Origin of the sequence: Undibacterium sp. 14-3-2 (assembly GCF_016595265.1) — a bacterium.
Classification (GTDB): Bacteria; Pseudomonadota; Gammaproteobacteria; order Burkholderiales; family Burkholderiaceae_D; genus Undibacterium; species Undibacterium aquatile.
Window position 1 is genome coordinate 666,662 of the sequence record NZ_JAENGS010000002.1, and the last position, 26,454, is coordinate 693,115.

Annotated in this window: 27 protein-coding genes; 10 read left to right on the forward strand and 17 right to left on the reverse strand. The window is 50.0% G+C overall.

Annotated elements, in window-relative coordinates:
* Positions 1 to 45: 45 nt before the first annotated feature.
* Positions 46 to 642 (reverse strand): lytic transglycosylase domain-containing protein, encoded by a 597-nt coding sequence (locus tag Undi14_RS07455; protein WP_223826977.1) that lies wholly within the window; start codon positions 640 to 642, stop codon positions 46 to 48.
* Positions 643 to 777: 135 nt separating this feature from the next.
* The gene (locus Undi14_RS07460; RefSeq protein WP_200179080.1) at positions 778 to 2,514 is read right to left on the reverse strand and encodes a proline--tRNA ligase; all 1,737 of its coding nucleotides are present in this window, start codon (positions 2,512 to 2,514) and stop codon (positions 778 to 780) included.
* 216 nt (positions 2,515 to 2,730) lie between these two features.
* Here Undi14_RS07460 and Undi14_RS07465 point away from each other — a divergent pair, with 216 nt between their 5' ends.
* Together Undi14_RS07465 and Undi14_RS07470 are read left to right on the forward strand one after the other, a co-directional pair.
* A complete protein-coding gene (locus Undi14_RS07465; RefSeq protein WP_186882815.1) occupies positions 2,731 to 3,306 on the forward strand; it encodes an RNA pyrophosphohydrolase in 576 nt (191 codons plus the stop codon).
* A 3-nt stretch (positions 3,307 to 3,309) separates the two neighbouring features.
* Positions 3,310 to 3,843 (forward strand): CNP1-like family protein, encoded by a 534-nt coding sequence (locus tag Undi14_RS07470; RefSeq protein ID WP_200179082.1) that lies wholly within the window; start codon positions 3,310 to 3,312, stop codon positions 3,841 to 3,843.
* A gap of 44 nt (positions 3,844 to 3,887) precedes the next feature.
* Here Undi14_RS07470 and proB read toward each other — a convergent pair whose 3' ends face one another.
* The 4 genes from proB to rplU form a co-directional block, all read right to left on the reverse strand.
* Positions 3,888 to 5,006, reverse strand: a complete 1,119-nt coding sequence (proB, locus tag Undi14_RS07475; RefSeq protein WP_200179084.1) for a glutamate 5-kinase — start codon at positions 5,004 to 5,006, stop codon at positions 3,888 to 3,890.
* 213 nt (positions 5,007 to 5,219) lie between these two features.
* Positions 5,220 to 6,332, reverse strand: coding sequence for a GTPase ObgE (gene obgE / locus Undi14_RS07480; protein WP_186897069.1), 1,113 nt, complete (start codon positions 6,330 to 6,332; stop codon positions 5,220 to 5,222).
* Between the two features lie 149 nt (positions 6,333 to 6,481).
* A complete protein-coding gene (gene rpmA, locus Undi14_RS07485) occupies positions 6,482 to 6,739 on the reverse strand; it encodes a 50S ribosomal protein L27 (RefSeq protein WP_186882811.1) in 258 nt (85 codons plus the stop codon).
* A gap of 43 nt (positions 6,740 to 6,782) precedes the next feature.
* Positions 6,783 to 7,094, reverse strand: a complete 312-nt coding sequence (rplU, locus tag Undi14_RS07490; protein WP_186882810.1) for a 50S ribosomal protein L21 — start codon at positions 7,092 to 7,094, stop codon at positions 6,783 to 6,785.
* A gap of 274 nt (positions 7,095 to 7,368) precedes the next feature.
* Between rplU and ispB the strand changes: the two genes are divergently transcribed.
* The 7 genes from ispB (at position 7,369) to Undi14_RS07525 (ending at position 14,141) form a co-directional block, all read left to right on the forward strand.
* Positions 7,369 to 8,349, forward strand: coding sequence for an octaprenyl diphosphate synthase (gene ispB, locus Undi14_RS07495; protein ID WP_255520377.1), 981 nt, complete (start codon positions 7,369 to 7,371; stop codon positions 8,347 to 8,349).
* Positions 8,350 to 8,598: 249 nt separating this feature from the next.
* Positions 8,599 to 10,338 (forward strand): type IV-A pilus assembly ATPase PilB, encoded by a 1,740-nt coding sequence (gene pilB, locus Undi14_RS07500; protein WP_186882809.1) that lies wholly within the window; start codon positions 8,599 to 8,601, stop codon positions 10,336 to 10,338.
* 15 nt (positions 10,339 to 10,353) lie between these two features.
* Positions 10,354 to 11,580 (forward strand): type II secretion system F family protein, encoded by a 1,227-nt coding sequence (locus tag Undi14_RS07505; RefSeq protein ID WP_200179086.1) that lies wholly within the window; start codon positions 10,354 to 10,356, stop codon positions 11,578 to 11,580.
* A complete protein-coding gene (locus tag Undi14_RS07510; RefSeq protein ID WP_200179088.1) occupies positions 11,580 to 12,443 on the forward strand; it encodes an A24 family peptidase in 864 nt (287 codons plus the stop codon). The genes Undi14_RS07505 and Undi14_RS07510 overlap by 1 nt, the downstream gene beginning before the upstream one ends.
* On the forward strand, positions 12,443 to 13,096 hold the full coding sequence (gene coaE / locus Undi14_RS07515) for a dephospho-CoA kinase (RefSeq protein WP_200179090.1): 654 nt from the start codon (positions 12,443 to 12,445) through the stop codon (positions 13,094 to 13,096). The genes Undi14_RS07510 and coaE overlap by 1 nt, the downstream gene beginning before the upstream one ends.
* Before the next feature lie 97 nt (positions 13,097 to 13,193).
* Complete coding sequence (gene zapD, locus Undi14_RS07520; RefSeq protein ID WP_186882805.1) at positions 13,194 to 13,949, forward strand: cell division protein ZapD; 756 nt, start codon at positions 13,194 to 13,196, stop codon at positions 13,947 to 13,949.
* A gap of 9 nt (positions 13,950 to 13,958) precedes the next feature.
* Complete coding sequence (locus Undi14_RS07525; RefSeq protein WP_186882804.1) at positions 13,959 to 14,141, forward strand: DNA gyrase inhibitor YacG; 183 nt, start codon at positions 13,959 to 13,961, stop codon at positions 14,139 to 14,141.
* Here the strand turns inward: Undi14_RS07525 and Undi14_RS07530 are convergent.
* The 6 genes from Undi14_RS07530 to Undi14_RS07555 form a co-directional block, all read right to left on the reverse strand.
* Entirely contained in the window at positions 14,138 to 15,697 is a 1,560-nt protein-coding gene (locus tag Undi14_RS07530; RefSeq protein WP_200179094.1) for a sigma-54-dependent transcriptional regulator, read from the reverse strand. The genes Undi14_RS07525 and Undi14_RS07530 overlap by 4 nt on opposite strands.
* A 27-nt stretch (positions 15,698 to 15,724) precedes the next feature.
* Positions 15,725 to 16,273, reverse strand: coding sequence for a hypothetical protein (locus tag Undi14_RS07535; RefSeq protein WP_200179096.1), 549 nt, complete (start codon positions 16,271 to 16,273; stop codon positions 15,725 to 15,727).
* A complete protein-coding gene (locus tag Undi14_RS07540) occupies positions 16,270 to 17,562 on the reverse strand; it encodes a D-amino acid dehydrogenase (protein WP_186882801.1) in 1,293 nt (430 codons plus the stop codon). The genes Undi14_RS07535 and Undi14_RS07540 overlap by 4 nt, the downstream gene beginning before the upstream one ends.
* Before the next feature lie 63 nt (positions 17,563 to 17,625).
* Positions 17,626 to 18,750, reverse strand: a complete 1,125-nt coding sequence (gene alr / locus Undi14_RS07545; protein WP_200179097.1) for an alanine racemase — start codon at positions 18,748 to 18,750, stop codon at positions 17,626 to 17,628.
* Between the two features lie 973 nt (positions 18,751 to 19,723).
* On the reverse strand, positions 19,724 to 20,119 hold the full coding sequence (locus Undi14_RS07550; RefSeq protein WP_200179098.1) for a VOC family protein: 396 nt from the start codon (positions 20,117 to 20,119) through the stop codon (positions 19,724 to 19,726).
* A 9-nt stretch (positions 20,120 to 20,128) separates the two neighbouring features.
* Entirely contained in the window at positions 20,129 to 20,713 is a 585-nt protein-coding gene (locus Undi14_RS07555; RefSeq protein ID WP_200179099.1) for a tautomerase family protein, read from the reverse strand.
* A gap of 150 nt (positions 20,714 to 20,863) precedes the next feature.
* Between Undi14_RS07555 and Undi14_RS07560 the strand changes: the two genes are divergently transcribed.
* The gene (locus Undi14_RS07560; RefSeq protein WP_370589904.1) at positions 20,864 to 21,451 is read left to right on the forward strand and encodes a TetR/AcrR family transcriptional regulator; all 588 of its coding nucleotides are present in this window, start codon (positions 20,864 to 20,866) and stop codon (positions 21,449 to 21,451) included.
* 383 nt (positions 21,452 to 21,834) lie between these two features.
* Here Undi14_RS07560 and Undi14_RS18190 read toward each other — a convergent pair whose 3' ends face one another.
* The 5 genes from Undi14_RS18190 to Undi14_RS07580 all read right to left on the reverse strand — a co-directional run bounded on the left by Undi14_RS18190 (position 21,835) and on the right by Undi14_RS07580 (position 26,056).
* Positions 21,835 to 22,014, reverse strand: a complete 180-nt coding sequence (locus Undi14_RS18190) for a hypothetical protein (protein WP_234030466.1) — start codon at positions 22,012 to 22,014, stop codon at positions 21,835 to 21,837.
* A gap of 108 nt (positions 22,015 to 22,122) precedes the next feature.
* A complete protein-coding gene (locus Undi14_RS07565) occupies positions 22,123 to 22,569 on the reverse strand; it encodes an NUDIX domain-containing protein (protein ID WP_200179100.1) in 447 nt (148 codons plus the stop codon).
* Positions 22,562 to 23,440: an ATP-binding protein gene (locus Undi14_RS07570; protein WP_200179102.1), complete on the reverse strand. Its 879-nt coding sequence runs from the start codon at positions 23,438 to 23,440 to the stop codon at positions 22,562 to 22,564. The genes Undi14_RS07565 and Undi14_RS07570 overlap by 8 nt, the downstream gene beginning before the upstream one ends.
* 11 nt (positions 23,441 to 23,451) lie before the next feature.
* On the reverse strand, positions 23,452 to 24,690 hold the full coding sequence (gene argJ, locus Undi14_RS07575) for a bifunctional glutamate N-acetyltransferase/amino-acid acetyltransferase ArgJ (protein ID WP_200179104.1): 1,239 nt from the start codon (positions 24,688 to 24,690) through the stop codon (positions 23,452 to 23,454).
* 157 nt (positions 24,691 to 24,847) lie between these two features.
* Entirely contained in the window at positions 24,848 to 26,056 is a 1,209-nt protein-coding gene (locus Undi14_RS07580) for an acyl-CoA dehydrogenase family protein (RefSeq protein WP_200179105.1), read from the reverse strand.
* Positions 26,057 to 26,454 lie beyond the last annotated feature (398 nt).

Sequence of the window (26,454 nt, forward strand, 5' to 3'; positions counted from 1 at the left end):
GCATTTTTGTTTTCTGGTTTTATTTTCAAACCTGAAAATATCTGCTTACTTCTTAAATTCCCAGTTCTTCCAGTTTGCCAGTACGGCATTCGGATATTCCGGCTTGCCACGGCTGCCGTTATAGCGCCCCAGCGCCAGATATAAATCGCCCTTTTCCATATCCATATACAGCCGCAGGATAGAGCAACCATAGCGCAGATTGGTTTGCATGTGAAATAACTTAGTCGCATCGCCATCACCGATGCTGCGCGACCAGAATGGCATCACCTGCATATAACCGCGCGCGCCGACCACCGAGGTGGCGTATTTGCGGAATGCCGATTCGACCTGCATCAAACCCATCACCATCGCAGGATCCAACCCAGCGCGTTTGGATTCATACCATATCGTTTCGAGCAACTCGATGCGCGTCTGATAATCGGGTATCCGCTTTTTCAGGCGCGACGACATTTCGCCCAGCCAGTGCAGATAGCTGATGCGCTCTTCTATCGTATTGAAGCTGGGTTTGGGCGGACGCGGGTCAGAAATCGCTTTTGACAAGGCGAGACGAACCGAATCCGCCATGGCTTCTTCTTTCTGATTACCGGCGTGTGCCGGCAAGGCATACAGCAATGCGGTCCATAAACTGAACAGCAAGATCATCCATCGGGGCAACAGCAAAATCGCTTTCAACTTCTCAAAAATTAAGATTTAAGGGGAGTATCTGTCATTTCATGCCAATTGTCTGAATAAACAAAAGGTGGTTTGAAGATACTCCCCCCAGTATATTTAGCCGCTTTACGCCGCTACCAGCTTGCTCTGAACAAAAGCCAGCATCTCAGCAACCGGAACATTGGTCGCTTCCACATCGCGGCGGCCGACGTATTCGAGCTTACCTTCTTTGAGACCACGGTCACCGATTACCACACGATGCGGTACACCGATCAACTCCCAGTCGGCAAACATCGCGCCAGGGCGTTCACCGCGATCATCCAGAATCACGTCAATGCCAGCGTCCAGCATCGCCGTGTACAGTTTTTCAGTTTCTGCTTTGACGGCCTCGCTGCGATCCATACCCATAGGGCAGATCACGACTTCAAACGGTGCGATCGCCGTTGGCCAGATAATGCCTTTATCGTCGAAATTCTGCTCAATTGCCGCGCCGAGAATACGGGTCACACCGATACCGTAACACCCCATTTGCAGCAATTGTGGTTTGCCATTTTCATCGAGGAATGTGGCCTTCATGTCTTGCGAATAGCGCGTGCCAAGCTGGAATACATGACCAACTTCAATGCCGCGCTGTATCGCCAGCACACCTTTACCATCAGGCGAAGGATCGCCATCAACCACGTTGCGGATATCCAATACCAGCGGCTCAGGCAGATCACGTCCCCAGTTCGCCCCGGTGAAATGGAAATCCGCTTCATTCGCGCCGCAAACAAAATCGGCCATATTCGCCACCGTACGATCAGCGACGACGTGCACCGGTTTTTTAGTATTGATAGGACCGAGGTAGCCTGGCAATGTGCCGAACCATTCGACGATTTCCGCTTCGGTGGCGAAACGGTAATTCGCCAGACCCGGTATTTTGTTGGCCTTGACTTCATTCAGCTCGTGATCGCCGCGCAGCAGCAACAGCCAGATTTGTTTGCCAGCCTCGCCTTTTTCTTCATCATCCACCGCGAGTACGATCGATTTGACTGTGCTTTGCAAAGGAATATTCAGGAATGCGGCAACGTCCTCGCACTTGGCTTTGCCAGGTGTCGCTGTTTTGGTCAGTGCTGCGCTCGCGGCAGGACGTGTTGCCGACAATGCCACAGCTTCTGCGGCTTCCATATTGGCCGCGTAATCCGATGTCGGGCAATACACCAGCGCGTCTTCGCCGGTTTCTGCAATCACATGGAACTCATGCGAGCCAGAGCCGCCAATCGCACCGTTGTCCGCGGCAACCGCGCGGAATTGCAGGCCAAAGCGCTGGAAAATCCGGGTGTAAGCGTCAAACATGATCTGATACGATTTCTTCAGGCCTTCAACGTCGCGATCGAAAGAATACGCATCTTTCATCGTAAATTCGCGACCACGCATCAGACCGAAACGCGGACGGCGTTCATCGCGGAATTTGGTCTGAATGTGATAGAAGTTGACTGGCAACTGACGATATGAACGGATGTCCGAACGCACGACATCGGTAATCGCTTCTTCCGAGGTTGGCTGAATGATGTAATCGCGACCGTGACGGTCTTTCACGCGCATCAGTTCCGGACCCATTTTGTCCCAGCGACCGGTTTCCTGCCAGAGTTCCGCAGGCTGCACAACCGGCATCAGCATTTCAATCGCACCGGCGCGATTCATCTCTTCGCGGACGATATTTTCGACTTTACGAATCACGCGCAAGCCCATAGGCATGTAGTTGTAAATGCCGGATCCCAGACGTTTAATCATGCCGGCACGCATCATCAGTTTGTGGCTGACGATCTCAGCGTCGGCAGGGGCTTCTTTAAGTGTAGAAATAAAAAATCGGGTAGCTCGCATGACAGTGATTCTTTTTAAATGGAAGGTTATAATCAACTCAATTTTAAAGGATTAGCTGGCTAATGCGCCCACTCTTTGCATATTTGATGAAGGAAACCGCGTTTTGTTCGCCAGACTGGCTGCTGCCCGGAACTAAATGGGCTCGCTTTTTGACGTAACCGACGCTTTCAATTGCAGGGACAAGCCGTTTAGCCACAGAAAGTTTTGAGGTTAGACATGCTAGATCGTGAAGGCTTCCGCCCTAACGTTGGCATAATTTTGCTTAACGCCAACAATCAAGTCTGGTGGGGAAAGCGCGTGCGCGAGCACTCATGGCAATTCCCGCAAGGCGGCATTAAATATGGCGAATCTCCTGAGCAGGCAATGTTTCGTGAGTTGGAAGAAGAAACAGGTTTGTTGCGGGAACATGTCAAAATTATCGGCCGCACCCGTGACTGGCTCCGTTATGAGGTGCCAGATCATTTTATCAAACGTGAAATTCGTGGGCATTACCGTGGGCAAAAACAGATCTGGTTTTTGCTGCGCATGGTGGGTCGCGATTGCGATATCAACCTGCGTGCCAGCAACCACCCAGAATTCGATGCGTGGCGCTGGCATGAATACTGGGTGCCGCTGGATGTGGTGATTGAATTTAAACGTGGTGTTTATCAACTGGCGTTACAGGAGTTATCCCGTTATCTGCACAGAAGCGATCACCCCGGAGCCCAGCGCCAACGCTCGCAACGACAAACGCCGAAGGTCACGGAAAAATTGATGAATCCGGACAAACCTGAACAGGAAGAATCGAAATAATTTATGGCACATGACAATCAACACCGCTATGCCAAAGGCTTGTTCGGACTGCTGCTGATTGCAGCCGGATTGCATCTGCCGCTGACGTACGCGGCAGATCAGGAAGACGATGAAGTGAATACAGGATGGCAGGAAACGGCTATGCAATTACCTGCCGCACCAAAATCAGAAAATCTGCTGCCTTTTTATAACAGCGGCACGCAGACTTTTTCGATAGATAAGCCGTCGGTTTCGGTCGAAAAAGATGGTTCTGTGCGTTACACACTGGTGTCGACCAGCAGCAATGGCGCAAAAAACGTCAGCTATGAAGCGATACGTTGCGAAAGCTATGAAAAAAAGCTGTACGCATTTGGTCGCAGCGACGGCACCTGGTCAGCATCTCGACGTAAAGAGTGGGACAGAATTTCAAATGCTGGCGCTAACAAGCAGCACCACGTTTTATACACCGAGTATTTGTGTGACGGTAATACGGTTGCAGGAAAAGCGGCAATGATCACGGACCGATTGAACGGGAAACGCTCGCCGTTTAATCGCTAAAAAACGCGGGACTTATACAAAAAAAGGGGCTCAGGCACCTTTTTTTACAGAACAACCAGGTTGTCCCGGTGTATCAGTTCCTGCTCTTCGACAAAGCCAAGAATGGCTGCAATTTCAGCCGAAGGATGGCGCTTAATACGCCGCGCGTCTGCGCTGGCGTAATTCGACAAACCTCTCGCAATAACGCGCCCCGCTTCATCAACACAAGTCACCACCTCGCCACGACCAAACTCACCGCTCACCTCCAGCACGCCGATCGGTAACAAGGATTTACCTTCCCGTGTTAATTTCTGTACGGCACCAGCATCGAGCACGATGGTGCCCGCAGTTTGCAAATGATCCGCCAGCCATTGTTTGCGTGCCGCAATCGGTGCCATATCGGAAACCAGCTGCGTGCCGATGGCTTCGCCGTTTGCCAGCCTGACCAGCACATTCTCTTCACGCCCCCAGGCGATCACGGTATGCGCCCCGGAACTCGCCGCACGTTTAGCGGCCAGAATCTTGGTCAGCATCCCGCCACTACCGAGGCTGGAACCTGCTCCGCCGGCCATCGCCTCTAGTGTTAAATCCCCTGCTTTCGCTTCATGTACAAATTTTGCATCGGGATTTTTCCGAGGATCTGCGGTATACAAGCCTTTTTGATCCGTCAGAATAATCAAGGCATCGGCTTCGATTAAATTCGCCACCAGCGCACCCAAGGTGTCGTTGTCGCCAAACTTGATTTCATCAGTCACAACCGTATCATTTTCGTTGATGATAGGAACGATACCGAATTGCAACAAGGTGAATAAGGTCGAGCGAGCGTTCAGATAACGTTCGCGATCAGCAAGATCAGCATGAGTAAGTAAAATCTGTGCAGTACCAATGTCATGCGCCCGAAAACTGCTTTCATATATTTGCGCAAGCCCCATTTGCCCCACGGCTGCGCAAGCCTGCAGCTCATGTATGCCTGTAGGTCGTTTGTCAAAGCCTAGCCTTTGCCGCCCCTCTGCAATGGCACCAGAGCTGACCAGAACAACTTCCTTTCCCATTTGTCGCAATGCGGCAATCTGTACAGCCCATCGTTCTATCGCTACCTTGTCGATACCTTTGCCGTCATTTGTTACTAGTGAAGAACCCACTTTAATTATCAGCCGTTTGGCTTGCTGGATCACAGAATGCATAAAGAGTAAAACCAAAGTCGATGGGAAGGAAAGTCTTAAATTATACTTTATGTGGACTTAATCACATTAAACTAAATTAAATTCAGACTTATCTTTTCTTTTCATACCAATATCCTGAAAAAATATTATTTCAATACGAATCAGGAAATCATTTTTGAATGTCTGACAAAGTAGCAGGCGAAAAAAAAAAGCCTGAAATTCAGGCTTTTTTGATTATTCGTCCCAGACTTTAAAACGAGGATCATCCGGATCAATGGATAAAATGCCCTGCGCTTCTTCTTTCATCTGTGTTTCTTGTGAACGCTGCTCTTGTGTACGCTTCTCTTCGATGTCTTTGTAAATCGCCATGACCAGATCTTCGCAACCTTCGCGATTCAACGCGGAGATTTCAAATACCGGGCCTTTCCAGCCAAAACGTTTAACAAAGTCTTTGACTTTTTTCTTACGCTCATCTTCACTGAGGACATCCAGCTTATTCAATACCAGCCAGCGCGGCTTGTCATACAGGCTCTCATCGTATTTACGTAACTCTTTGATCAGGGCCTTCGCATCTTTAACTGGATCAACGTTATCGTCAAATGGCGCAAGATCAACAATGTGCAACAACAAGCCGGTGCGCTGCAGATGCTTCAGAAATTGCACCCCCAGACCGACGCCATCCGCAGCACCTTCGATCAAACCAGGAATATCGGCAATCACGAAACTCTTTTCGTGGCTGACACGCACCATACCCAGATTCGGATGCAAAGTCGTAAATGGATAGTCGGCGATCTTAGGACGCGCATTGGATACTGCAGTGATGAACGTGGATTTACCCGCATTTGGCAATCCCAGCAAACCAACGTCTGCCAGCACTTTCAGTTCGAGACGCAATTCACGACGTTCACCCTCTTTACCTTCGGTACGCTGACGTGGGGCGCGATTGGTCGAGGTTTTGAAGTGGATATTTCCCCAACCACCTTCACCACCTTTAACCAGCTCCACTTGCTGACCATGTTCGGTCAAGTCAGCGATCACTTCGTCTGTGTTACGGTCTGCGATTAAGGTTCCTACTGGCATGCGGAGAAAAATATCATCCGCGCCTTTACCGTAGCAATCTGCACCACGACCATTTTCACCGTCTTTTGCCTTGTGCAGTTTCGAATAGCGATAATCAACCAAAGTGTTGATATTACGATCAGCAACCGCCCAGATACTGCCACCACGGCCACCATCGCCACCATCAGGACCGCCAAATGGGCGGAATTTTTCGCGACAGAAAGAGGCAACCCCATTACCGCCATCGCCGGCGATAACTTCAATTCTGGCTTCGTCAATAAATTTCATTTTTACCACCTAAAAAAGCTTGTATAAATCTTTGCTACCCAGATGGAACAAACGATTTATACAGGATTTCTCGAAACTAAAAAGGCTCTACCAATGGCAGAGCCTTTTCATCATACTGGCTTGCGCCTTAGCTTGAATTACTTCAAAACTTAAGCTGCAACGACAATCGCGTATTGATGCTTGGAAGCACCTTTGATTGCGAACTGTACTTTACCGTTAACCAGCGCGAACAAAGTATGATCTTTGCCCATGCCAACGTTTTCACCTGGGTGAACACGTGTGCCGCGTTGACGAACAATGATACCGCCAGCATTGATAGCCTGACCGCCGTAAACTTTAACGCCTAAGCGTTTTGACTCTGAGTCACGGCCGTTGCGCGTGGTGCCGCCGCCTTTTTTATGTGCCATTTAATAGCTCCTTGATACAGGTAATTAACAGGTAATCGAGAGATTAGCCGTTGATAGATACGATTTGCAATTCAGTGTAGTTTTGGCGGTGGCCTTGACGCTTCTGGTAATGCTTACGACGACGCATTTTGAAAATACGTACTTTGTCGTGACGACCGTGATCTACTACCTTAGCCAGCACCGTAGCACCTGCGACCAATGGAGTACCAAATTTAATTGTTTCTCCAGCACCCAACGCGAGTACTTGATCAATGGTGATTTCGGAGCCAATGTCTGCAGGTATCTGTTCTACTTTAAGTTTTTCACCAGCGACAACTTTATATTGTTTGCCGCCGGTTTTTATGACCGCGTACATGTGAAACCTCATCAAATAAATAAAAGGGATTTTCCCCCGCACTTCAAAAACGACCTGGGAATTCGGGAAAACCCCAAATTATACATAGACTTAGAGTTTGCGTCAAAAACAATTTGCATATTTTTTCAGCAGAGAAAACCTCACGAATGAAAACGGTTTGAGGAATTTCAATAAGAAACGAGAAAACAGATGTATTGCGTACCGGCTTACAGCGCAAATTTAATATTGTCGTCGTATAATCTCGCGGTCTTGAATTAATTAGCAGGATTCCCCCTTGTCTGCCACTGCAAACCCAAACCCTATTACCGACATGATTACTGCGGATATGTCTGCGGTTAACGATGTTATTCGCCGACAGCTTTATTCTGACGTTCCTCTGGTAAATCAGGTTGCTGAGTACATTATCAGTGCAGGTGGAAAACGCTTACGTCCCGTTCTCGTACTGCTGATTGCGAACGCTTACGGCTATCAAGGGAAAAACCACCACGACTTGGCAGCAACTATTGAGTTTATCCATACAGCAACTTTGCTGCATGACGATGTTGTTGATGAGTCATCGCTGCGCCGTGGTCGCCAGACTGCCAACGCACTGTTTGGTAACGCGGCGTCCGTGCTTGTCGGCGATTTTTTACATTCACGCGCGTTCCAGATGATGGTGTCTGTCGGCAGCGTTCCGATTATGCAAGTTGTTGCCGACGCCACCAACGTGATCGCGGAAGGTGAAGTGCTGCAACTACTCAATATGCACGATCCGGATGTGACGGAAGATCGTTACTTACAAGTAATACGTTCAAAAACAGCCAAATTATTCGAAGCATCAGCAAAAGTTGGCGCTCTTATTGCAGGGGCAAATGAAGAACAGGTAGAAGCGGCAGCAGAATATGGTCGCAGCATAGGCACTGCATTTCAATTAATCGACGACGTGCTCGATTACACAGGAAACGCGGAAGAAATCGGGAAAAATGTCGGTGATGATTTGCGTGAAGGCAAACCGACATTGCCTCTGATTTATCTCATGAAAAATGGTACGGCCGAAGAAAAAGAACTGGTCCGCACATGTATAGAACAAGGTGATGAATCACAGTTCGATAAAATCTTACATGCGATTACGCAATCCGGCGCATTGAATTACACTAAAGAAAAAGCGGTGGAAGCAGCGCGTAAAGCATCAGCCGCGGTCACGCATTTACCAGAATCTCCATACAAAGAGGCACTTCTCACTTTGAGTCAGTTTGCCGTTCAACGCAATCACTGAGCGTAAAAAATCTCATTTAAGCAAAGTTTCTATAGAGGCAATCACAGAAATGTGCTTGCCTCTCTTTATTAGCAGACTCTCCTGAGTTCAGCAGTATTTTTGTCGCGCACTTTCACACAAAGACAACAGTTCCGTTGGCTGAATGCAGCTCAGATGTAAAAAAAAGTAGCATGCCTTTACAAAAAAGGGCTTCAGTTGCATCATCGCAAAGCAATTCATTCTTTTTGCAAACCTAACCCATAAGTCACTATGTCTGCCGCTCCACCAAACACTGCACCGCAAGTAACAACCCCAGGACTTGCCCGAGCTTTAATGCAAGGCAATTTGCTGACAGCAGCACAAACAGACACGATAGTAAAAAAGACTCAGATAGACAAAACACGTTTTATCGATGGGCTATTGCAAAGCAACATTATCAGTCCGCGTGACCTTGCCACGTTTTGCTCTGAAACTTTTGGCTACCCGCTAATGGACTTATCGGTAATCAATGAGAGTCTGATACCGGACAAATTAGTTGATCCCAAGCTCATGCAAACGCAGCGCCTTGTTCCTATCGCAAAAAAAGGAAACAAACTGGCACTGGCGGTTTCAGACCCAACCAACAACTCAGCGTTCGATCAGGTTAAATTCCAGACCAGCCTGGGCATAGAACTCATCATGGTGCAGCATGATGCGTTGCTGAAAATGTTGGAAAAAATCAGTAAAACATCAGAGCAGAGTCTGAACGACCTGTCTGGCGATGAATTCGATCTGGACTTTAAAGAAGAAGACTTAGGTCAAGCCGCTGCTGCGGCAGCGGCAGATGCCCAGGCCAATGAGGTTGATGACGCACCTATCGTCAAATTCTTGCAAAAAATGCTGGTCGATGCCATCAACCTGGGGGCATCCGATTTGCATTTTGAACCCTTTGAAAAATTCTACAGGATTCGTTTCAGGGTTGACGGTGAACTAAGGGAAATTGCCCAGCCGCCGCTGGCGATCAAGGATAAGCTGTCATCCCGCATCAAGGTTATTTCCAAGCTCGATATCTCTGAGAAAAGAATACCTCAGGATGGCCGGATGAAATTGGTTCTGAACGCCAATAAATCCATCGATTTTCGTGTAAGCACGTTGCCAACACTGTTCGGTGAGAAGATCGTTATGCGTATTCTCGACGGATCGCAAGCGCAAATGGGGATCGATGCACTGGGTTACGATCCGGATCAAAAAGAAACGCTGATGAATGCGATTCAGCGTCCTTACGGCATGGTGTTGGTGACCGGCCCGACCGGTTCAGGTAAAACGGTATCTTTATATACTTGCCTGAACGTGATTAACAAACCGGGCATTAACATTTCCACGGCCGAAGACCCTGCTGAGATTAACTTACCGGGCGTGAATCAGGTCAATGTGAACGATAAAGCCGGCCTCACTTTTGCTGCAGCACTAAAATCTTTCCTTCGTCAGGATCCGGACGTCATCATGGTCGGTGAGATCCGTGATCTGGAAACTGCCGATATTGCTATCAAGGCTGCACAAACCGGTCACATGGTATTTTCAACGTTGCATACCAATGATGCCCCTTCTACCCTGACACGTCTGATGAACATGGGCGTAGCGCCCTTCAATATTGCGTCATCGGTCATTCTCATTACTGCACAGCGTCTGGCACGCCGCCTCTGCACTTGCAAACGCCCAGCAGAAGTACTGGATGAAGTACTGCTTGCGGCCGGCTTTAAAGAAGAAGATCTGGACGGGACATGGAAGCCTTACGAACCCGTTGGATGTGATCGCTGCAATGGAAATGGTTACAAAGGACGCGTCGGCATCTACCAGCTCATGCCAATTTCCGAGTCGATTGAGCGCATTATTTTAAATAATGGTAGTGCCATGGAAATTGAAGAACAAGCACAGCTTGAAGGAATACGCAATTTGCGCCAATCTGGATTGCTGAAAGTGCGGCAAGGATTAACCAGTCTGGAAGAAGTACTTGGATGTACTAACGAATAATCGGAGAGCAGTTACATGGCAACTAATTCCGCCAAACCTATAAAAAAAACCAAAGATGTTCTCTATGCCTGGGAAGGTAAAGATAAATTCGGAAAAACAGTGCAGGGAGAATTGCGCGCAGGCGGAGAGGCTATCGTCAATGCAACTCTCAGGCGTCAGGGTATTCTGGTTACCAAGCTAAAGAAAAAAACTTATAGCTCAGGTAAAAAAATTACGGATGCGGACATCACCTTATTCACACGCCAGCTTGCGACCATGATGAAAGCTGGTGTACCACTATTGCAGTCATTTGATATCGTCGCCAAAGGAAATGCAAATCCATCAGTATCCAAGTTGTTACAGGATATACGTGGCGACGTAGAAACAGGGACCAGTCTGAATCAGGCATTCAGAAAATTTCCTTTGTATTTTGACCCCCTGTTCTGCAATCTGGTCGGCGCTGGTGAGCAAGCCGGTATTCTGGAAGATTTGCTGACCCGTTTGGCTATTTACAAAGAAAAAACCCAGTCGATTAAGAAAAAAATTAAATCCGCATTAACTTACCCAATTGCGATTCTGTCGGTTGCTTTTATAGTGACAGCGGTGATCATGATTTGGGTAGTTCCGGCATTTAAAGAAGTGTTTACAAGTTTCGGTGCCGATCTCCCCGCGCCAACACTGTTCGTGATGGCAATATCTGATTTCTTTGTAAAGTATTGGTATATGATTTTCGGTGGTCTTTTTGGCTCCGTCTATTTTTTCTTTCAGACTTGGCGGCGCTCCTTACAAATGCAGCGCACCATGGACAGACTACTGTTGCAAGCTCCTATTTTCGGTGCAGTGATCAGAAAAGCAACGATTGCTCGCTGGACTCGTACTTTGGCAACCATGTTTGCGGCCGGCGTTCCCCTGGTTGAGTCGCTGGATTCCGTCGGCGGCGCTGCCGGTAATGCTGTATATCTAGACGCTACGATAAAAATTCAGACGGAAGTCAGCACCGGTACCAGTCTGACTGTCGCAATGCAAAATTCAAATGTTTTCCCGACGATGGTGACGCAGATGGTTGCCATCGGCGAAGAATCGGGGGCGCTCGATAACATGCTGGGGAAAGTAGCTGATTTCTACGAGGAAGAAGTCGACGAGGCCGTTGCGTCTTTATCCAGCTTAATGGAGCCCCTGATCATGGTGATTCTGGGTGTCATTATCGGCGGTCTGGTCGTTGCGATGTATTTGCCTATTTTCAAACTGGGTTCAGTCGTCTGATGTTAGAAGAAATTTTTTTTGCACAACCCGGAAATGTACTGAGTACGGTCATATTAGGCATCTTCGGGTTGTTAGTAGGCAGCTTTCTGAATGTGGTTATTTATCGCCTGCCAAAAATGATGCAGCGAGAGTCCGATAACTACGTTGCGCATGAAACCGGGCAGGAATTACCTCATCAAGAACCTTATAACCTGACCATACCGCGCTCGGCTTGTCCTCATTGCGGACATAAAATTACTGCAATTGAGAACATCCCCATCATCAGCTATCTGGTCATCGGCGGGAAATGCACGGGTTGTAAAGCACCGATTTCGATTCGCTATCCGCTCGTTGAACTGTTCACTTGTTTGCTGAGCGCAGGCATGATCTGGCACTTTGGCAGTGGCATTGCCGGTTTATCGGCAATGTTTTTTTCTTACTTCCTGATTGCGATGACACTGATCGATGCGGATACGCAATTGCTGCCGGATGACCTGACGTTGCCATTGCTCTGGCTGGGCTTATTGGTCAATCTGAATGGCACTTTCACATCATTACCTTCAGCAGTCATAGGTGCAGTGGCAGGCTATTTATCTCTGTGGTCAATTTACTGGATATTTAAATTGGCGACTGGAAAAGAAGGCATGGGCTATGGCGACTTCAAATTGTTAGCTGCACTCGGAGCCTGGATGGGCTGGAGTATGCTGCCCGTGATCATCTTACTGTCATCCGTTGTAGGTGCTGTTGTTGGCATTGCGCTGATCATCATGTCAAAAATGGGGAAAAACACCCCACTTCCCTTTGGACCTTACCTCGCAGGAGCTGGGTTGATTGCTTTATTCTGGGGAAAACAGTTATCAGCCATGTACCTGAGTACCTTCTGATGTCTGAGAGATTTACGGTTGGTCTGACGGGCGGTATCGGCAGTGGAAAAACAACCATTGCCAATATGTTTGCCGACTTTGGCGCAAGTATTATTGATACCGATGTCATCGCACATCAACTGACCCAACCAGGTGGCATCGCCATGCCAGTGATACGAGAACAATTTGGCGATGCATATCTGACTGACGATGGCGCCATGGATAGGGCACGGATGCGTGAGCTGGTCTTTGCCGATAGCGGCGAAAAACAAAAGTTAGAAAATATCCTTCATCCTCTGATACGTCAGGAAACTGAAAAAGCTGCCAGCCTGGCAACTGGTCTTTATCTTATTTTTGTCGTTCCTTTACTCGTCGAATCAACAACCTGGCGCAACAAGGTGAGTCGTATCCTGGTTGTTGACTGTGAAGAGCAAACCCAGATTCACAGAGTGATGGCACGAAATAATTTAAGTGCTGAACAAGTTCGCGCCATTATGCGAGCCCAGGCAAGTCGCCAGCAACGACAAGAAGCTGCGGACGATCTTATCTTTAATGACGGCGATCTGAGTTCAGTAAAAGCCGAAGTCCGCGCATTGCATGAACACTATGCATCTCTGGCAAAATTATCAATAAATAATCATCACAAAATAGCGTCATCAGATAATTCCCGATAAGAACAAAAAAAATTCACTTGGCATTTGTATTTTCTGACAGTATGGTTCAGAATCACGTGAGGCTAGAGTTGGCATAAATTTAAACAGGGAAACTATTTTGATTGTTTACGAATACCCTTTCAACGAGCGTATTCGAACGCTATTGCGTTTGGAAGACCTGTACGAAAAATTTACTTTTTTCCTACATCAGCCAGACCCTCTGCAACATCACATCGCGCTCGCAACCATTTTTGAAATGCTGGAAGTGGCAGGTCGTGCCGATCTGAAATCCGACTTATTACAAGAGCTTGAGCGCCAAAAACACACCCTGATCGGCTTCAAGTCCAATCCCAATGTGCAGGCAGAAATGCTGGATAAAGTGCTTGACGATGTCGATCGCGTCAGCAGTGCACTCATTGCCTGCACCGGAAAAACCGGACAAAATATTCGTGACAATGAATGGCTGATGAGCATACGCGGCCGTACCATTATTCCCGGTGGCGCATGTGAATTCGATTTGCCCAGCTATCACGCCTGGCAAAAAAACACGACTGAAAAACGATTTGCCGACATTACTGCCTGGTTTGCACCGATCGCCCCGTTATTTGATGCGATCAATGTGGTCTTACGTCTTTTGCGAGAGTCCGGCACAACAAGCAAAGTCATTGCGCAAACCGGTAGTTATCAGCAGATGTTACAGGGAAAAGTGTATCAACTCTTGCGCGTCAACGTAGCTCGTGAGACTGGCGCTATTCCTGAAATTTCAGCCAACAAATATATGCTCTGGATACGCTTCATGTCACAAGATGGCGATATGAAACCCAAAGCATTTGAGGGCGATATCACCTTCGACCTCACACTCTGTAATTTTTAATTTCTGAATATGGCTACCTTTGTCAATTGCCCCACCTGCAGCAACAAGGTGGAATGGAAAGAAAGCAGCCTTTGGCGTCCTTTCTGCTCGGAACGCTGCAAACAGATCGACCTTGGCGCATGGGCTGAAGAAAAATATACGATTCCCGCCGTTAATTTACCGGAAGACCCCGAAGAAAGCGCAGTGAATTAACGCTTTTGCGGTATGCCATACTTGCGTAACTTCGTCGCAATCATGGAATGGGAAGTTGCCAGTCTCGCGGCCAGTTTCCGGCTCGAAGGATATTGCGGATAAAGCCGTTCAAGCAGCGCCCGTTCAAACGCTGACACCGATAAATCCCAGTTTTCTGCCGTATCCAGATTGACCTCATCGGCACTGATGCTGCCCTCTGCCCAATCCACATCAGCAGCGCCAAGCACCCGCTGATCCGACATCGTAATTGCCCTGAACACGACGTTTTGCAACTGTCGCACATTTCCCGGCCAGCGATTCGATACCAGCGCTGCGCAAGCAGACGTATTCAGACGACAAACCGGTTTTTGTGATTGCGTGCAGGCTCGTTCAATAAAATGTCCGGCAAGCAGCAAAATATCATCAGGTCGGTCGCGCAAAGCTGGCATCTCCAGATGCAGGACATTCAAGCGGTAAAACAAATCCTCGCGAAACAAGCCCTCTTGTACCATCTTGGGCAAATTCCTGTGCGTCGCGCTGATGATACGCACGTTCACCCTGACTTCTTTATCGCCGCCGATACGACGAAACTTACCGTCATTTAAAAACCGCAACAACTTCGCCTGCAGATACAGGGACATCTCACCAATTTCATCCAGAAAAACGGTGCCGCCATCGGCCATTTCAAACAAACCGGGTTTGCCGCCACGCTGCGCACCGGTGAAGGCACCTGACATGTAACCGAATAACTCGCTTTCGGCAAGACTCTCGGGCAATGCCGCGCAATTCAACTCAAGAAATGGCGCGTTACTTCTGTTGCTGACACCATGACAAGCTTGCGCAAGTAATTCTTTACCTGTGCCGGTCTCGCCTGTAATCAGCAAAGGTGCATCGACCACTGCCATCCGGGCTGCGCGCTTCTTCAAAACACGCATCTGCTCAGACTCACCAATCAATAAGTCAAAGCCGCTGCCTGCAGAATTCTGCAGGGCATGAATCCTGCCGCCGATGCGCGTCGGCGCATGAAACGTCAGTACCGCACCGACAGAGCGCGATAAGGGTGTCAGTTCCGGAAGTAAGGGTTCAGATACCGGCGTCACATCCATAAAGAAAGGCTCACCATACAAGCTCACTTCACGACTCGGAATACGGAATCCGTTTGCAATCAGTTCCTCTTGCAGCGCCGCATCATCCAACACCTGACTCAGGGTCAACCGACACAACGCTGCTTCATCCATCCCCGCAACCGCTGCCGCAGCGGCATTGGCGATGACCAGATTACCGCTGCCATCGACCGCCAGCACAGGGTCTTCCATGACCGCCATCATGGTGTCCAGATGCAAGCGCCGGCGTATGCCAGGCAATACATCAATCACCTCAATCTGGCCGACACCATTCACCTTCTGGCAATCCTCCTGCAAGGCAGGAAGCATATATTCAAGCAGTTCCGGGCTGTCGATGTAAATATTCGGCGGGTCAACCTCAACCGCAACGACATTCAGGCCGCGTCTGGCCAACACCGCCAATATTTCATGTGCGATGCCAACCCGGTCACGAAACTGAATATTAATGCGCATGAGTTGATGAATGAATGTGGTGGAAAATCAATGCGGCTCGGGAATGTAGTCGCGTGGGCGCGCGTAGTGACTGCGAAAACTATTTGTTGCCGCCAGACCGCGCAAGCGTCCCAGATCAAATTGCTCGAGTTGCTCCAGCACGGCTCGGTTCACCGTCATTCTGACCTGGATCAGTAACAGATCCACGCTCTGCTGGCTCGAGTTCCGGCCAGATCGCGGTTCGTCACCGACAAGACTGCAGTCATTGCTTGCGCCTTTCAAAGCGCGCTCTTCAGCCTCAACAAAGCAACGATAAACATCCGCCAGTGTAAAGATGCTGCTGCAGTCACGACAATGCCAGGCATCTTTCTCTTTGCTATCACGCCCGACCAGGCCATTCTGACTCAAAGTCGAGAGAATAGAACGGATCAGCCGCGGTGATTTTCCCGTCGTTTCCACCAGACTGCTAATGTTCGTTGCTCTCGGCATCTCCATCATGATCTGTGCCAGCAGTTCAATTGCCGTATAAAAACGCGTATTCAGATTCGCATCTGCAAATATCTGCGTGGATGACAGCAATTGCTCAAACTGACTCATACCAATTCCTGAGGCATTACAACAGGACGATTAACGCTGCCATAACGATCCATGAACAAACCTTCGGTAGAAATCGCCGGACGCTTGCCCGAAACGATGTCAGCGATGAACTGGCCGGAACCACATGACATCGTCCAGCCCAGCGTGCCATGACCTGTATTCAGGAATAAATTACGGTAAGGTGTAGGGCCAACGATAGGTGTGCCGTCCGGTGTCATCGGCCGCAAACCAGTCCAGAATTCTGCCTGACTGACATCGCCACCACCCGGGAATAAATCGTTGACAGAGAACTCCAAGGTATCGCGTCGCTCTTTGCGCAGATCGAGGTTATAACCGGCAATCTCAGCCGTTCCACCAACCCGGATGCGATCACCAAGACGGGTAATCGCAATCTTATAAGTTTCATCCATGACTGTGGATTCAGGCGCACGTGTCGCATCGGTGATCGGTACCGTAATCGAATATCCTTTAATCGGATACACCGGAATTTTGATGCCCAGATCGCGCAACAGGAAAGGCGAGTAACTTCCCAGCGCCAGCACATAACGGTCGGCCTTGAATTCACCTTCCGATGTGATGACGGAAGTAATCTCGTCGCCCTCGTGTACCAGTTTCTGTATCGTCACGCCATACTTAAACTGTACCCCAAGGCCTTCTGCCAGCTTCGCCAGATTTTGTGTGAACTTGAAGCAATCGCCGGTTTCATCGCCCGGCAAACGCAAGGCACCGACAAATTTTTCCTGCACATTCACCAATGCTGGCTCGACTTTCAGACAACCCGCTTTATCCAGCGTTTCGTAAGGAACATCATAGCGTTTCAGAATGTCGATATCGGCTGCCGCGCCATCGAGCTGCGCCTGATTCCGGAATAACTGCAAGGTTCCCTGCGTGCGCTCATCATAAGAAATGCCAGTGTCAGCACGTAATTGCTGCAATACATCGCGACTGTATTCTGCCATGCGCAACATTCGGCCTTTATTCACTTCATAGCGTGCGTTGGTGCAATTCATCAGCATCTGCATGACCCAGCGCCAGGTATTCAGATCCAGCGTGGGCTGAATCGCCAGCGGGCTGTGTTTCATCATCAGCCATTTGATGGCTTTTAGCGGCACGCCCGGTCCGGCCCATGGTGACGAATAACCTGGCGATACTTCACCAGCATTCCCATAACTGGTTTCCAGCGCTGCAGCTGGCTGACGGTCGATCACCGTGACTTCATGCCCGGCTTTAGCCAGAAAATAGGCGGAGGTGGTGCCGATGACGCCGGAGCCGAGGATCACTACTTTCATATTATTTCTCCTGGATACTGAATACTGAATTAAGCGCGGATGCGTTGTTCGTCTATTGTTCGTCTATTGTTTGCCGTCTGGTTTGCCGTCCGTATACTCGCGCTGATAACGCGCGCCAAGACTGGTCAGAATTTCGTAAGCAATGGTGGACGCTTTACCGGCCACCGCATCTACGGTATTGGTTGCGGAAATTAAATCCACCAATTCCCCTGGCTGCAAATGCTCGCTGGCGATGTGCGTCACATCCAGCGTGATCGTATCCATCGATACCTTACCCACCATAGGCACATCGCGCCCGGCGATCTGTGCGATACCCCGGTTGCTCAGACTGCGCATCCAGCCATCGGCATAACCGACCGCCACCGTCGCAATGCGTGTCGTTTCGTTGGCCTGCCATGTCGCGCCATAACCGACAGTAGTACCGGCAGAGATTTCGCGGGTCTGAATGATGCGACCTTGCAAGTACGCCACTGGGAATAAAGGATTTTCCTGCCCGGCAACCGGGGCGATACCGTACAAAGCCGCACCGGGGCGCGCCAGATCGAAGTGGAAATCAGGCCCCAGAAAAATGCCCGAAGAATTTGCCAGACTACCGCCCGCAGAAGGAAGCAATTGACGAATCTGCTGAAAACGTTGAAGTTGCTGACGATTCATAGGATTACTCTGGTCTTCAGCGCAGGCCAGATGGCTCATCACATATCGCACATCAATACCCCGAATAAAATCAGGATCAGCGCGCCATTCCGCCACTTCAGCAGCAGACAAGCCCATGCGCGCCATGCCAGTATCAAACTGGATAATCGCAGGTAACGCGGTTTGTTTTGCCGCAGCCAGATTACGCCACGCCTGAATCTGTTCGAGGCTGTTCAGCACCGGCATGCAACGATGCGCCAGAAATTCAGCCTCATAGCCGACGGGCGAACCGTGCATCACAATAATCTCAGCCGTCTCAGGTAAATGTGGACGTAAGCTGATAGCCTCTTCAAGGTGCGCGACAAAAAAATGCCGGCAACCTTCATCGAACAACACCTGCGCGACCGGAATGGCACCCAGCCCATAAGCATCGGCTTTGACTGCAGCGCCGCAATGCGCAGTGCCGAGTTTGCTGCGCAGCAGCCTGTAATTACCCCGCACCGCCTGCAAATCAATACGCAGTACCGCGCCACTCTTTCCAGCTACTTGTTGCATGTTCTTAGCACTCCATCGCTACCGGGAAAATGATGAGTATTCATAGCAATGCCCGTGCCACGTGAATTAGTCTCATCAATTCAAAGACTTAGCTTGTCGCCCGAAAAACCACCCAGAAACAGGTGTATTGAAACCAATACACCGTTTGCAGCATTTACCGAGAATCACATGCAGAGCCAGACTGAATCGTATCAAAACCGGCACATCGTATATAAATAAATACAGTGTACGTATTTTAATACAGCACCAAATTAAAAACGAGCGACGACCTTTTTTACCAAAAAACGTTGAGTGACATACGAAGTGAGATTATTGTCCGCCCTAATGAGATTTGTGGATAACTGACTCAGTGTCTTGTTATCCACTCAAAAAAATGGAGTGACTGTGCGTATCCCGGTGAAGCTGACCTTACGTGCCGACAAAGATTGACCAGTTTATTTATGATGCAACTGCGTTGATCAATCGATACCATAGCTACATACATGCAACAATTCATATTGAATATTTTAGTTAACATAATCGCAAGATTATTATTGCAATATTTGCACTGGTATTTTTAAATTCATTTCAAAATTTCTTCAAACTATTTCGAATTCGCATTTCTGGAAAAAGGCCGATGCATGGTCTGACACTTATTGACCAGCATTGCTGGCGTGAGCTGATGACAGTTGCTGGAGCAAATCATTGAGCAATTCACGTCCAGGGCGATAAATGAGGTGAACGAACGCTGGTTTTCGTCGCTTCTTTTAGTAAAGATAGCAATATAGATCCACAGACGCTGCCAAAGACAATCAGCATATGTGGCCAACAAGGCCGGAGCATAAATTACGATATCATGAGGCCGCAGTAGAGACGACGGCTACCCATCACCCTACCGCAACTTGTTAACTCTCTCTTGAGCCAGACAATCTACGCCTGATTGTGGTTACCGATTGCGGGCCTGTAGCCACTCAGAAGGCTGAACGGGCACAACTCAAACTGAACAATTCAACATCCACTGCACACCAAATTGGTCTGTCAACTTACCAAAGTAATCACCCCAGGGCTGTGTGGCGAGTGGCGTTGTGACCTTACCATCCTTTGCCAATTGGTCGAAAAGCTGCTCCGTTCGATTTCGGTCATTCATTTGCAAAATGTGCGCGGAACCACGCATTGGCTCGGCATCATCGTTATCTGACGCAAAGAACAAAATACCCGGGCCCTCGAACTTCGCATGCATGATACGACCGCGCATAGTGTCGTTTGGGAGCGGCATTCCATCAATGCCGTATCGTAGCACTTCGGTCATTTCGCCAAGCCCGCACGTAGTGTAGAAATCCAGCGCTTGTTCGCATGTCGTCGTAAAGAAAAGATAGTTGGATAAATGCATAGACTCGTCCTAGTTCTGGGATTGATCATGGCCGGACTGGAGCAACAAGCGCTGTGAATTGGCGCGGCTAACTTCTGATGGAAATCCATGTGCTTCACGAACGCGCTCCTGCGCGGTCAGAAGCTGTTCGAAATACTCGGATCGTTCAGGGCCACCGCCTGCGACTTGGTTGATTTCGCGGATTCCTATAGTCTGACCGCTCGCGCCCCAACTGCCATTCGGTACCTCATGCACGAATACCCAATCACCGGCACGATTTGGAAAACTGCCGTCGACGTCAAGGACTTTCGCAACAATCCGGTTGATTGCGGCATGAAGTTCGGTCTTGTCGGCCTGCATACTGGCGCCCACGGGATAGACGATATCAAACAGGAAACGACCGCCCTTGGGTGGACTCGTGTCAGGTTTCCCGCCAACGAACCACGAGGTTTTGGGATCCACCTCGTCAAACAGCACGTAAGCAAGTGCTCGGCCGGCAGGAGTGTCCGCTCCAACCTCTGCAATAAGAATGGCAGAGGTCAACTCTTCGGCTAGTTGCACTTTTTGTGCGTCAGTCAGGGCTCCGCGCTGGTGTGTGATTCGTAGTAATGGCATGACAAATATCCTTAGAGGTTGTTGGACAGCATGTTCACATTACATTACGATAGTAATATCGTCAATTATTATATTACGTTCGTCACATTAAGGAAATTCAATATGGTGCGGTATACGCAGGGGCATAAAGAAGAAAGCCGGGCACGGATCGTGGACGCCGCTGGCCGGGGCTTTAGAAAGCACGGTTACGGCGGAATTGGGGTCGATGGGTTAGCGCGCGAAGCGGGCGTTACTCATGGGGGGTTCTACGGACACTTTAGCTCCAAGGCAGAGGCGTTCATGGCGGCGGTCGTGAACGATCTGCAAAAACTCCGGGCTGGGGTTGAGGCGGTGCGTGCGGAACGTGGCGCGGGCTGGATTGGCGCATTCGCCGCATTCTACATGGGGCGTAAGCGAACATGCGACTTGGCCGATGCATGTACTTTGCCCAGCTTATCCGTCGAGATTGAGCGCTCAGATCCTGTCGCTCGTGCTGCCTATCAAACCGAACTGCTGCGCGTACTGGAAGCGGTAGCGGCAGGATTACCGGGGGAAACAGACACCGAGCGCACAGCCCATGCGTGGGTATTGCTATCTCTACTGGTCGGAGGTGTTACGTTGGCGCGTGCTGTCCCGGATCAGGCGGTCGCAGAGCAAATCGCAACGGCGATCCAAAAAGCCGCATCAATGTTCGCAGACAACGGTTCATGTGACGCAGCAACTGCCAGCACAGACACCGAGACTGTTGATCCCAGTTAGGCGATTCCAGGAGCGTAGCGTTTTAATTTTCATTTCCTAAAACGCTGCGATGATGCAATCAGTCTGTGCGAGCTGCGTGCGAGTTGCGTGCGATTTGCAGTTCGACCGGAAATCCTTAAGTCGGCTCACTGCTCCGTTGCTCCCCAGCTTCCTGGCACGGCCGGGTCTGGGATGACGGAATTTTTTGGCGGTTCCGGTGTGGAACACCAATCTGCTCACACAAATAGACCAGTCTGACATCAAGCCAGGAACGTAGTAGCAATTGTGCATGACTCTCCCCTAATCTTGTCCCCATCTTTGACCGCGCAGGTTAATTGGTCAACCCAACGCTTACTGCGGGCGAAACGGCATACAACGTATACGGCTCTGAAAACATCGATCAATCAGGCATTTTTAGGGGAGTATGTGGCAAAAACACCTTCATCTCCTTGTAAATAAAGGGCTTTTAAATATACTCCCCGGAGTATATTTTTAATGCCAGAAGCCATTTCTGCGCGTTGCGGGCATAAAAAAGGCGGAACCTGTTGCGGTTCCGCCCGTGAGAATACGATGTTAGCAAGCATCTGACCTGCAAGCGCTCCTGCCTGCTCCGTCGGGTACACCGTGCGTACCGCATCGTCGAAGCATTATCAACGATACAGAGCAAAGCAATTACGAAGTCGAAAATTGTTTCAAGAAAGAGAGCCGGCCTGCGTGGATATCTGGTCGTTTTGCAATAACCCCAGCCACTCAAGCAGGGGAATTGTCGCGGGTAACAGCGGTGTCACGCCGACGCTGCCTTGCCAGGCGAAGGCCTGCCCCTCCAGACTTTGCGGCTCCCCCTGCCATTCGCGGCAGATGTAAAAATGGAGACGGACATGGGCATGCGGATACACATGTTCAACGCCACACCACGGATCCGCACTCAGAATCTGAATGCCCAACTCTTCGACAAATTCACGTTTCAGCGCATGCAGAATCGATTCACCCGCTTCCACTTTGCCGCCGGGGAATTCCCAATATCCTTCGTAGGGTTTTCCTGCGGGGCGCTGGCCGAGCAAGACATCACCGTTCGGCTTCATTAAGATACCAACCGCCACATCCACTGGCTTGACAGACACAGGCGCGACTTCAGACATGCGGCACCTTCGTCACTTTACCGGCATAGTCACGTGCAAACTGCCACGCGACGCGACCGGAGCGCGAGCCGCGCTGCAAAGCCCAGCGCAGGGCTTCGGCGCGGGCTTCTTCAATCTGCGCGGCACTGCAACCAAAATGACGGAGCCAGTGAGCGACGATGTCCAGATAATCGTCTTGCTTGAATGGGTAAAATGACACCCACAAACCAAAGCGTTCCGACAAGGAGATTTTTTCTTCCACCGTTTCACCGGGGTGCAGATCACCATCGTCGCCATGCGTATAACTGCTGTTATCCGACATTTTTTCCGGCAACAGATGGCGTCGGTTTGAGGTCGCATAAATCAGGACATTCTCTGATTGCGTTGCAATGCTGCCGTCCAGCGCCACTTTCAGGGCTTTGTAACCGGCTTCGCCTTCCTCAAACGATAAGTCATCACAGAAGATGATGAAGCGCTCAGGACGCTCTGCGATCAGATCAACGATATCGCCCAGATCAGCCAGATCGCTCTTATCGACTTCAATCAGACGCAGGCCCTGATTGGCAAACTGATGCAGGCAAGCTTTTATCAGCGAAGATTTGCCTGTGCCTCTGGCCCCGGTCAGCAAGACGTTATTCGCCGGCAGCCCTTGTACAAACTGCCGCGTATTTTGCTCAATTTGCGCCTTTTGCGATGCAATGTTGTGCAGATCATCGAGTCGAATAACGGACGCGTGGCGGACAACTTGCAAATAACCTTGTCCACCACGTTTACGCCAGCGAAACGCATGACCTAGCTGCCAGTCCGGCGTTGGTGTAGCCATCGGCAACAAACTTTCCAGCCGGGTTAACACATGTTCGGCACGGAGTAAAAACTGATCAAGCTGCGTCATAGTTCAGCACATCAGGAACGGTAATCGGCATTGATCGATACGTAGTCGTGCGATAAATCACAGGTCCAGACCGTGGCGCTGGCGTTACCGCGTGCAAGCTTAACGCGGACGGTGATCTCGCTTTGCTTCATCACGCGCTGCCCGTCTTCTTCACGGTAATCAGGATTGCGGCCACCATTTTTCGCTACCCAGACATCATCCAGATACAGATTCAGTTTGCTCACATCCAGATCGGTCACGCCCGCATAACCAATCGCCGCGAGGATACGGCCCAAATTTGGATCAGATGCAAAGAAAGCGGTTTTCACCAACGGCGAATGGGCAATCGAATAGGCAATTTTGCGGCACTCTTCAATATCACGCCCTTCTTCGACGGCAATCGTCATGAACTTAGTCGCACCTTCACCGTCACGGATAATCATGTGCGCGAGTTTTTGCGACAGATCGATGACCGCTTTCGCCAGTTGCGCGTATTCCGGTGAACCGATTTCATTCACTTCCAGTTCGCCCGCACCGGTCGCGATCAGCATGAACGAATCGTTGGTGGAGGTATCGCCATCAATTGTGATGCAGTTAAACGATTTATCAGCGGCCTGCTTGACCAGATGATCGAGTACGGGTTGCGCAACTTTTGCGTCCAACGCCAGATAGCCCAGCATGGTCGCCATATTCGGCTTGATCATACCGGCGCCTTTACTGATGCCGGTCATGGTGACGGTTTTACCGGCTATCTCTACGGTTGCGGATGCCGCTTTCGGCTGCGTATCGGTCGTCATGATCGCTTCGGCAGCGAAGAACCAGTTGTCTTCTTTCAGATTGGCAATCGCTTGCGGCAAACCGGCCACCAGACGATCAACAGGCAAAGGTTCCAGAATCACGCCGGTGGAAAACGGCAGAATCTGCGCGGCCTCGCAACCCAGCAAATCCGCCAGCGCAGCACAAGTCGCATTTGCCGCCGCCAAGCCTGCATCGCCGGTTCCCGCATTCGCATTGCCGGTATTCACCACCAGTGCACGAATAGGGGCGGACGCCATGTGCATGCCTTCCAGATGCGCTTTCGAGACCTGTACCGGCGCGGCGCAAAAACGGTTGGTCGTGAAGACGCCGGACACAGTTGCCGTCGGTGCCAGTTCCATGACCAGCACATCTTTGCGGTTAGCTTTGCGGATACCTGCTTCGGCATGCCCCAGACGAATACCGGCAACCGGTTTCAGATCAGCAGCGACAGGGACGGGAGAATTGACGGCCATGATAGTTTCCTTGCGATGAAATCAAGCCGCCATTGTAGGACATTTTATTGTTCAGCGAACGGCAAAATCAGCACTGGGAATGAATGACAAAAACGGATGACATAAGCGGATAACAGAAGCAAATGCCCTCGGCATCCGCCTCTTCCGGCGCGGGACATTACAACCCCATCATCATCTGGGCAATGATATTTTTTTGTATCTCGTTTGAACCGCCGTAAATCGATAACTTACGCAGGTTGAAATAATTTGATCCCAACGAACGCGCATCGCCATCGTTCGCTGCATCGCCGTCATATCCGTACACAGCTGTTTCCGGCTGGAATGGCTGCGCCTGCGGTCCCAATGCCTGCATCAATAATTCGCTGATGGCTTGCTGAATTTCCGTCCCTTTGATTTTCAGTATCGATGCTTCCGGCCCCGGCGCGCGCTGGCTGGCTTCTGCTGACAGCACGCGCAGGTTGGTAATTTCCAGCGCCATCAGATCAATTTCCACCTGCGCCACGCGCTGCGAAAATTGTGGGTCCGCGAGCAAGGGCAAGCCATTCTTGTATTGAGTGAGCGCCAGCTTTTTCAGGCGTTCCAGTTCACGTTTAGCGATGCCTATTCCGGCGATATTGGTGCGCTCATGGCCCAGTAAAAACTTGGCATACGTCCAGCCCTGATTTTCCTGCCCGACCAGATTTTCTGCCGGCACCCGAACCTGATCAAACCAGACTTCGTTAATTTCGTGCGCGCCATCCATCGTGATAATCGGGCGCACCGTGATGCCCGGCGATTTCATATCGATCAGCAGAAAAGAAATGCCGCGTTGCGGCTTGACCTCTTTATCGGTGCGCACCAGACAAAAAATCCAGTCGGCATACTGCGCCAGCGTGGTCCAGGTTTTCTGCCCGTTGACGAGATAATATTCGCCGTCGGCATCGCGCATTCTGACGGCGCTGGTTTTGACTGCCGCCAGATCAGAGCCCGCACCCGGCTCCGAATAGCCCTGACACCACCACTCATCCGCCGACAAAATTTTGGGCAGATAGCGTTGTTGCTGTTCCCGCGAGCCAAACGCCATCAACACCGGCGCCACCATCTTGATGCCGAATGGCGGCAGGCGTGGTGCACCGGCTGCGGCACAGGCTTCTTCAAACAGATATTTTTGCACGGCAGTCCAGCCGGTGCCACCAAACTGCTGCGGCCAGGAACTGCAGCCCCAGCCTTGCGCGAATAAAATCTTTTGCCAGCGTACATAGTCGTCACGCTCCAGCTTCCAGCCATTCAAGACTTTATCGCGGATATCGGCCGGTAAAGCACGCGCCAAAAACGCCTGCACTTCATCACGGAACATGCCGTCGGCAACACTCAGATTCAGATTCATCACAAGACCCGGATTAGCAAGCAAAAATTAGAAAGCAGAACCCGCAGTATGCAATAAACCAGCGCTGACTGGCACTGTCTTCCGATGCTGCATGGCGGCAATCCATCGTTGCAAAGTCAGGCGATTATCTGGATGACATCAGCGCAATTCTTCATAAAAGAAGCGGTTAAAACGCATACTCCCCCCTGTTTTTATAGAAATCGGCTTAACCTCAGCATAAACATTGGGGCTTTTAAGATACTAGGGGGGAGTATTTTTAATGCATTTTGGAGCAAAAAAAAAAGCCGTTGCAGACCAGATTACCAGCTATGTCAGTGCAGGCACGGATGCCGCCACAATGACCAAGACAAACGCAGCCGCTACGGCGACAAACCGCACGATGTTGATCGTGCAGGAAA

What these genes read in the sequence shown, in the direction of transcription:
- Undi14_RS07470 (WP_200179082.1), top strand. Translation starts at nt 3,310, where the DNA reads ATGGCACATGACAATCAACACCGCTATGCCAAAGGCTTGTTCGGACTG.
- rpmA (WP_186882811.1), bottom strand. Translation starts at nt 6,739, where the DNA reads ATGGCACATAAAAAAGGCGGCGGCACCACGCGCAACGGCCGTGACTCA.
- Undi14_RS07580 (WP_200179105.1), bottom strand. Translation starts at nt 26,056, where the DNA reads ATGAATCTGAATCTGAGTGTTGCCGACGGCATGTTCCGTGATGAAGTG.
- argJ (WP_200179104.1), bottom strand. Translation starts at nt 24,690, where the DNA reads ATGGCCGTCAATTCTCCCGTCCCTGTCGCTGCTGATCTGAAACCGGTT.
- Undi14_RS07505 (WP_200179086.1), top strand. Translation starts at nt 10,354, where the DNA reads ATGGCAACTAATTCCGCCAAACCTATAAAAAAAACCAAAGATGTTCTC.
- Undi14_RS07540 (WP_186882801.1), bottom strand. Translation starts at nt 17,562, where the DNA reads ATGAAAGTAGTGATCCTCGGCTCCGGCGTCATCGGCACCACCTCCGCC.
- Undi14_RS07460 (WP_200179080.1), bottom strand. Translation starts at nt 2,514, where the DNA reads ATGCGAGCTACCCGATTTTTTATTTCTACACTTAAAGAAGCCCCTGCC.
- proB (WP_200179084.1), bottom strand. Translation starts at nt 5,006, where the DNA reads ATGCATTCTGTGATCCAGCAAGCCAAACGGCTGATAATTAAAGTGGGT.
- alr (WP_200179097.1), bottom strand. Translation starts at nt 18,750, where the DNA reads ATGCAACAAGTAGCTGGAAAGAGTGGCGCGGTACTGCGTATTGATTTG.
- Undi14_RS07570 (WP_200179102.1), bottom strand. Translation starts at nt 23,440, where the DNA reads ATGACGCAGCTTGATCAGTTTTTACTCCGTGCCGAACATGTGTTAACC.
- rplU (WP_186882810.1), bottom strand. Translation starts at nt 7,094, where the DNA reads ATGTACGCGGTCATAAAAACCGGCGGCAAACAATATAAAGTTGTCGCT.
- Undi14_RS07550 (WP_200179098.1), bottom strand. Translation starts at nt 20,119, where the DNA reads ATGCATTTATCCAACTATCTTTTCTTTACGACGACATGCGAACAAGCG.
- Undi14_RS07525 (WP_186882804.1), top strand. Translation starts at nt 13,959, where the DNA reads ATGGCTACCTTTGTCAATTGCCCCACCTGCAGCAACAAGGTGGAATGG.
- Undi14_RS07510 (WP_200179088.1), top strand. Translation starts at nt 11,580, where the DNA reads ATGTTAGAAGAAATTTTTTTTGCACAACCCGGAAATGTACTGAGTACG.
- pilB (WP_186882809.1), top strand. Translation starts at nt 8,599, where the DNA reads ATGTCTGCCGCTCCACCAAACACTGCACCGCAAGTAACAACCCCAGGA.
- Undi14_RS07565 (WP_200179100.1), bottom strand. Translation starts at nt 22,569, where the DNA reads ATGTCTGAAGTCGCGCCTGTGTCTGTCAAGCCAGTGGATGTGGCGGTT.
- Undi14_RS07530 (WP_200179094.1), bottom strand. Translation starts at nt 15,697, where the DNA reads ATGCGCATTAATATTCAGTTTCGTGACCGGGTTGGCATCGCACATGAA.
- Undi14_RS07465 (WP_186882815.1), top strand. Translation starts at nt 2,731, where the DNA reads ATGCTAGATCGTGAAGGCTTCCGCCCTAACGTTGGCATAATTTTGCTT.
- obgE (WP_186897069.1), bottom strand. Translation starts at nt 6,332, where the DNA reads ATGAAATTTATTGACGAAGCCAGAATTGAAGTTATCGCCGGCGATGGC.
- Undi14_RS07535 (WP_200179096.1), bottom strand. Translation starts at nt 16,273, where the DNA reads ATGAGTCAGTTTGAGCAATTGCTGTCATCCACGCAGATATTTGCAGAT.
- coaE (WP_200179090.1), top strand. Translation starts at nt 12,443, where the DNA reads ATGTCTGAGAGATTTACGGTTGGTCTGACGGGCGGTATCGGCAGTGGA.
- Undi14_RS07455 (WP_223826977.1), bottom strand. Translation starts at nt 642, where the DNA reads ATGATCTTGCTGTTCAGTTTATGGACCGCATTGCTGTATGCCTTGCCG.
- Undi14_RS18190 (WP_234030466.1), bottom strand. Translation starts at nt 22,014, where the DNA reads ATGCTTGCTAACATCGTATTCTCACGGGCGGAACCGCAACAGGTTCCG.
- Undi14_RS07555 (WP_200179099.1), bottom strand. Translation starts at nt 20,713, where the DNA reads ATGCCATTACTACGAATCACACACCAGCGCGGAGCCCTGACTGACGCA.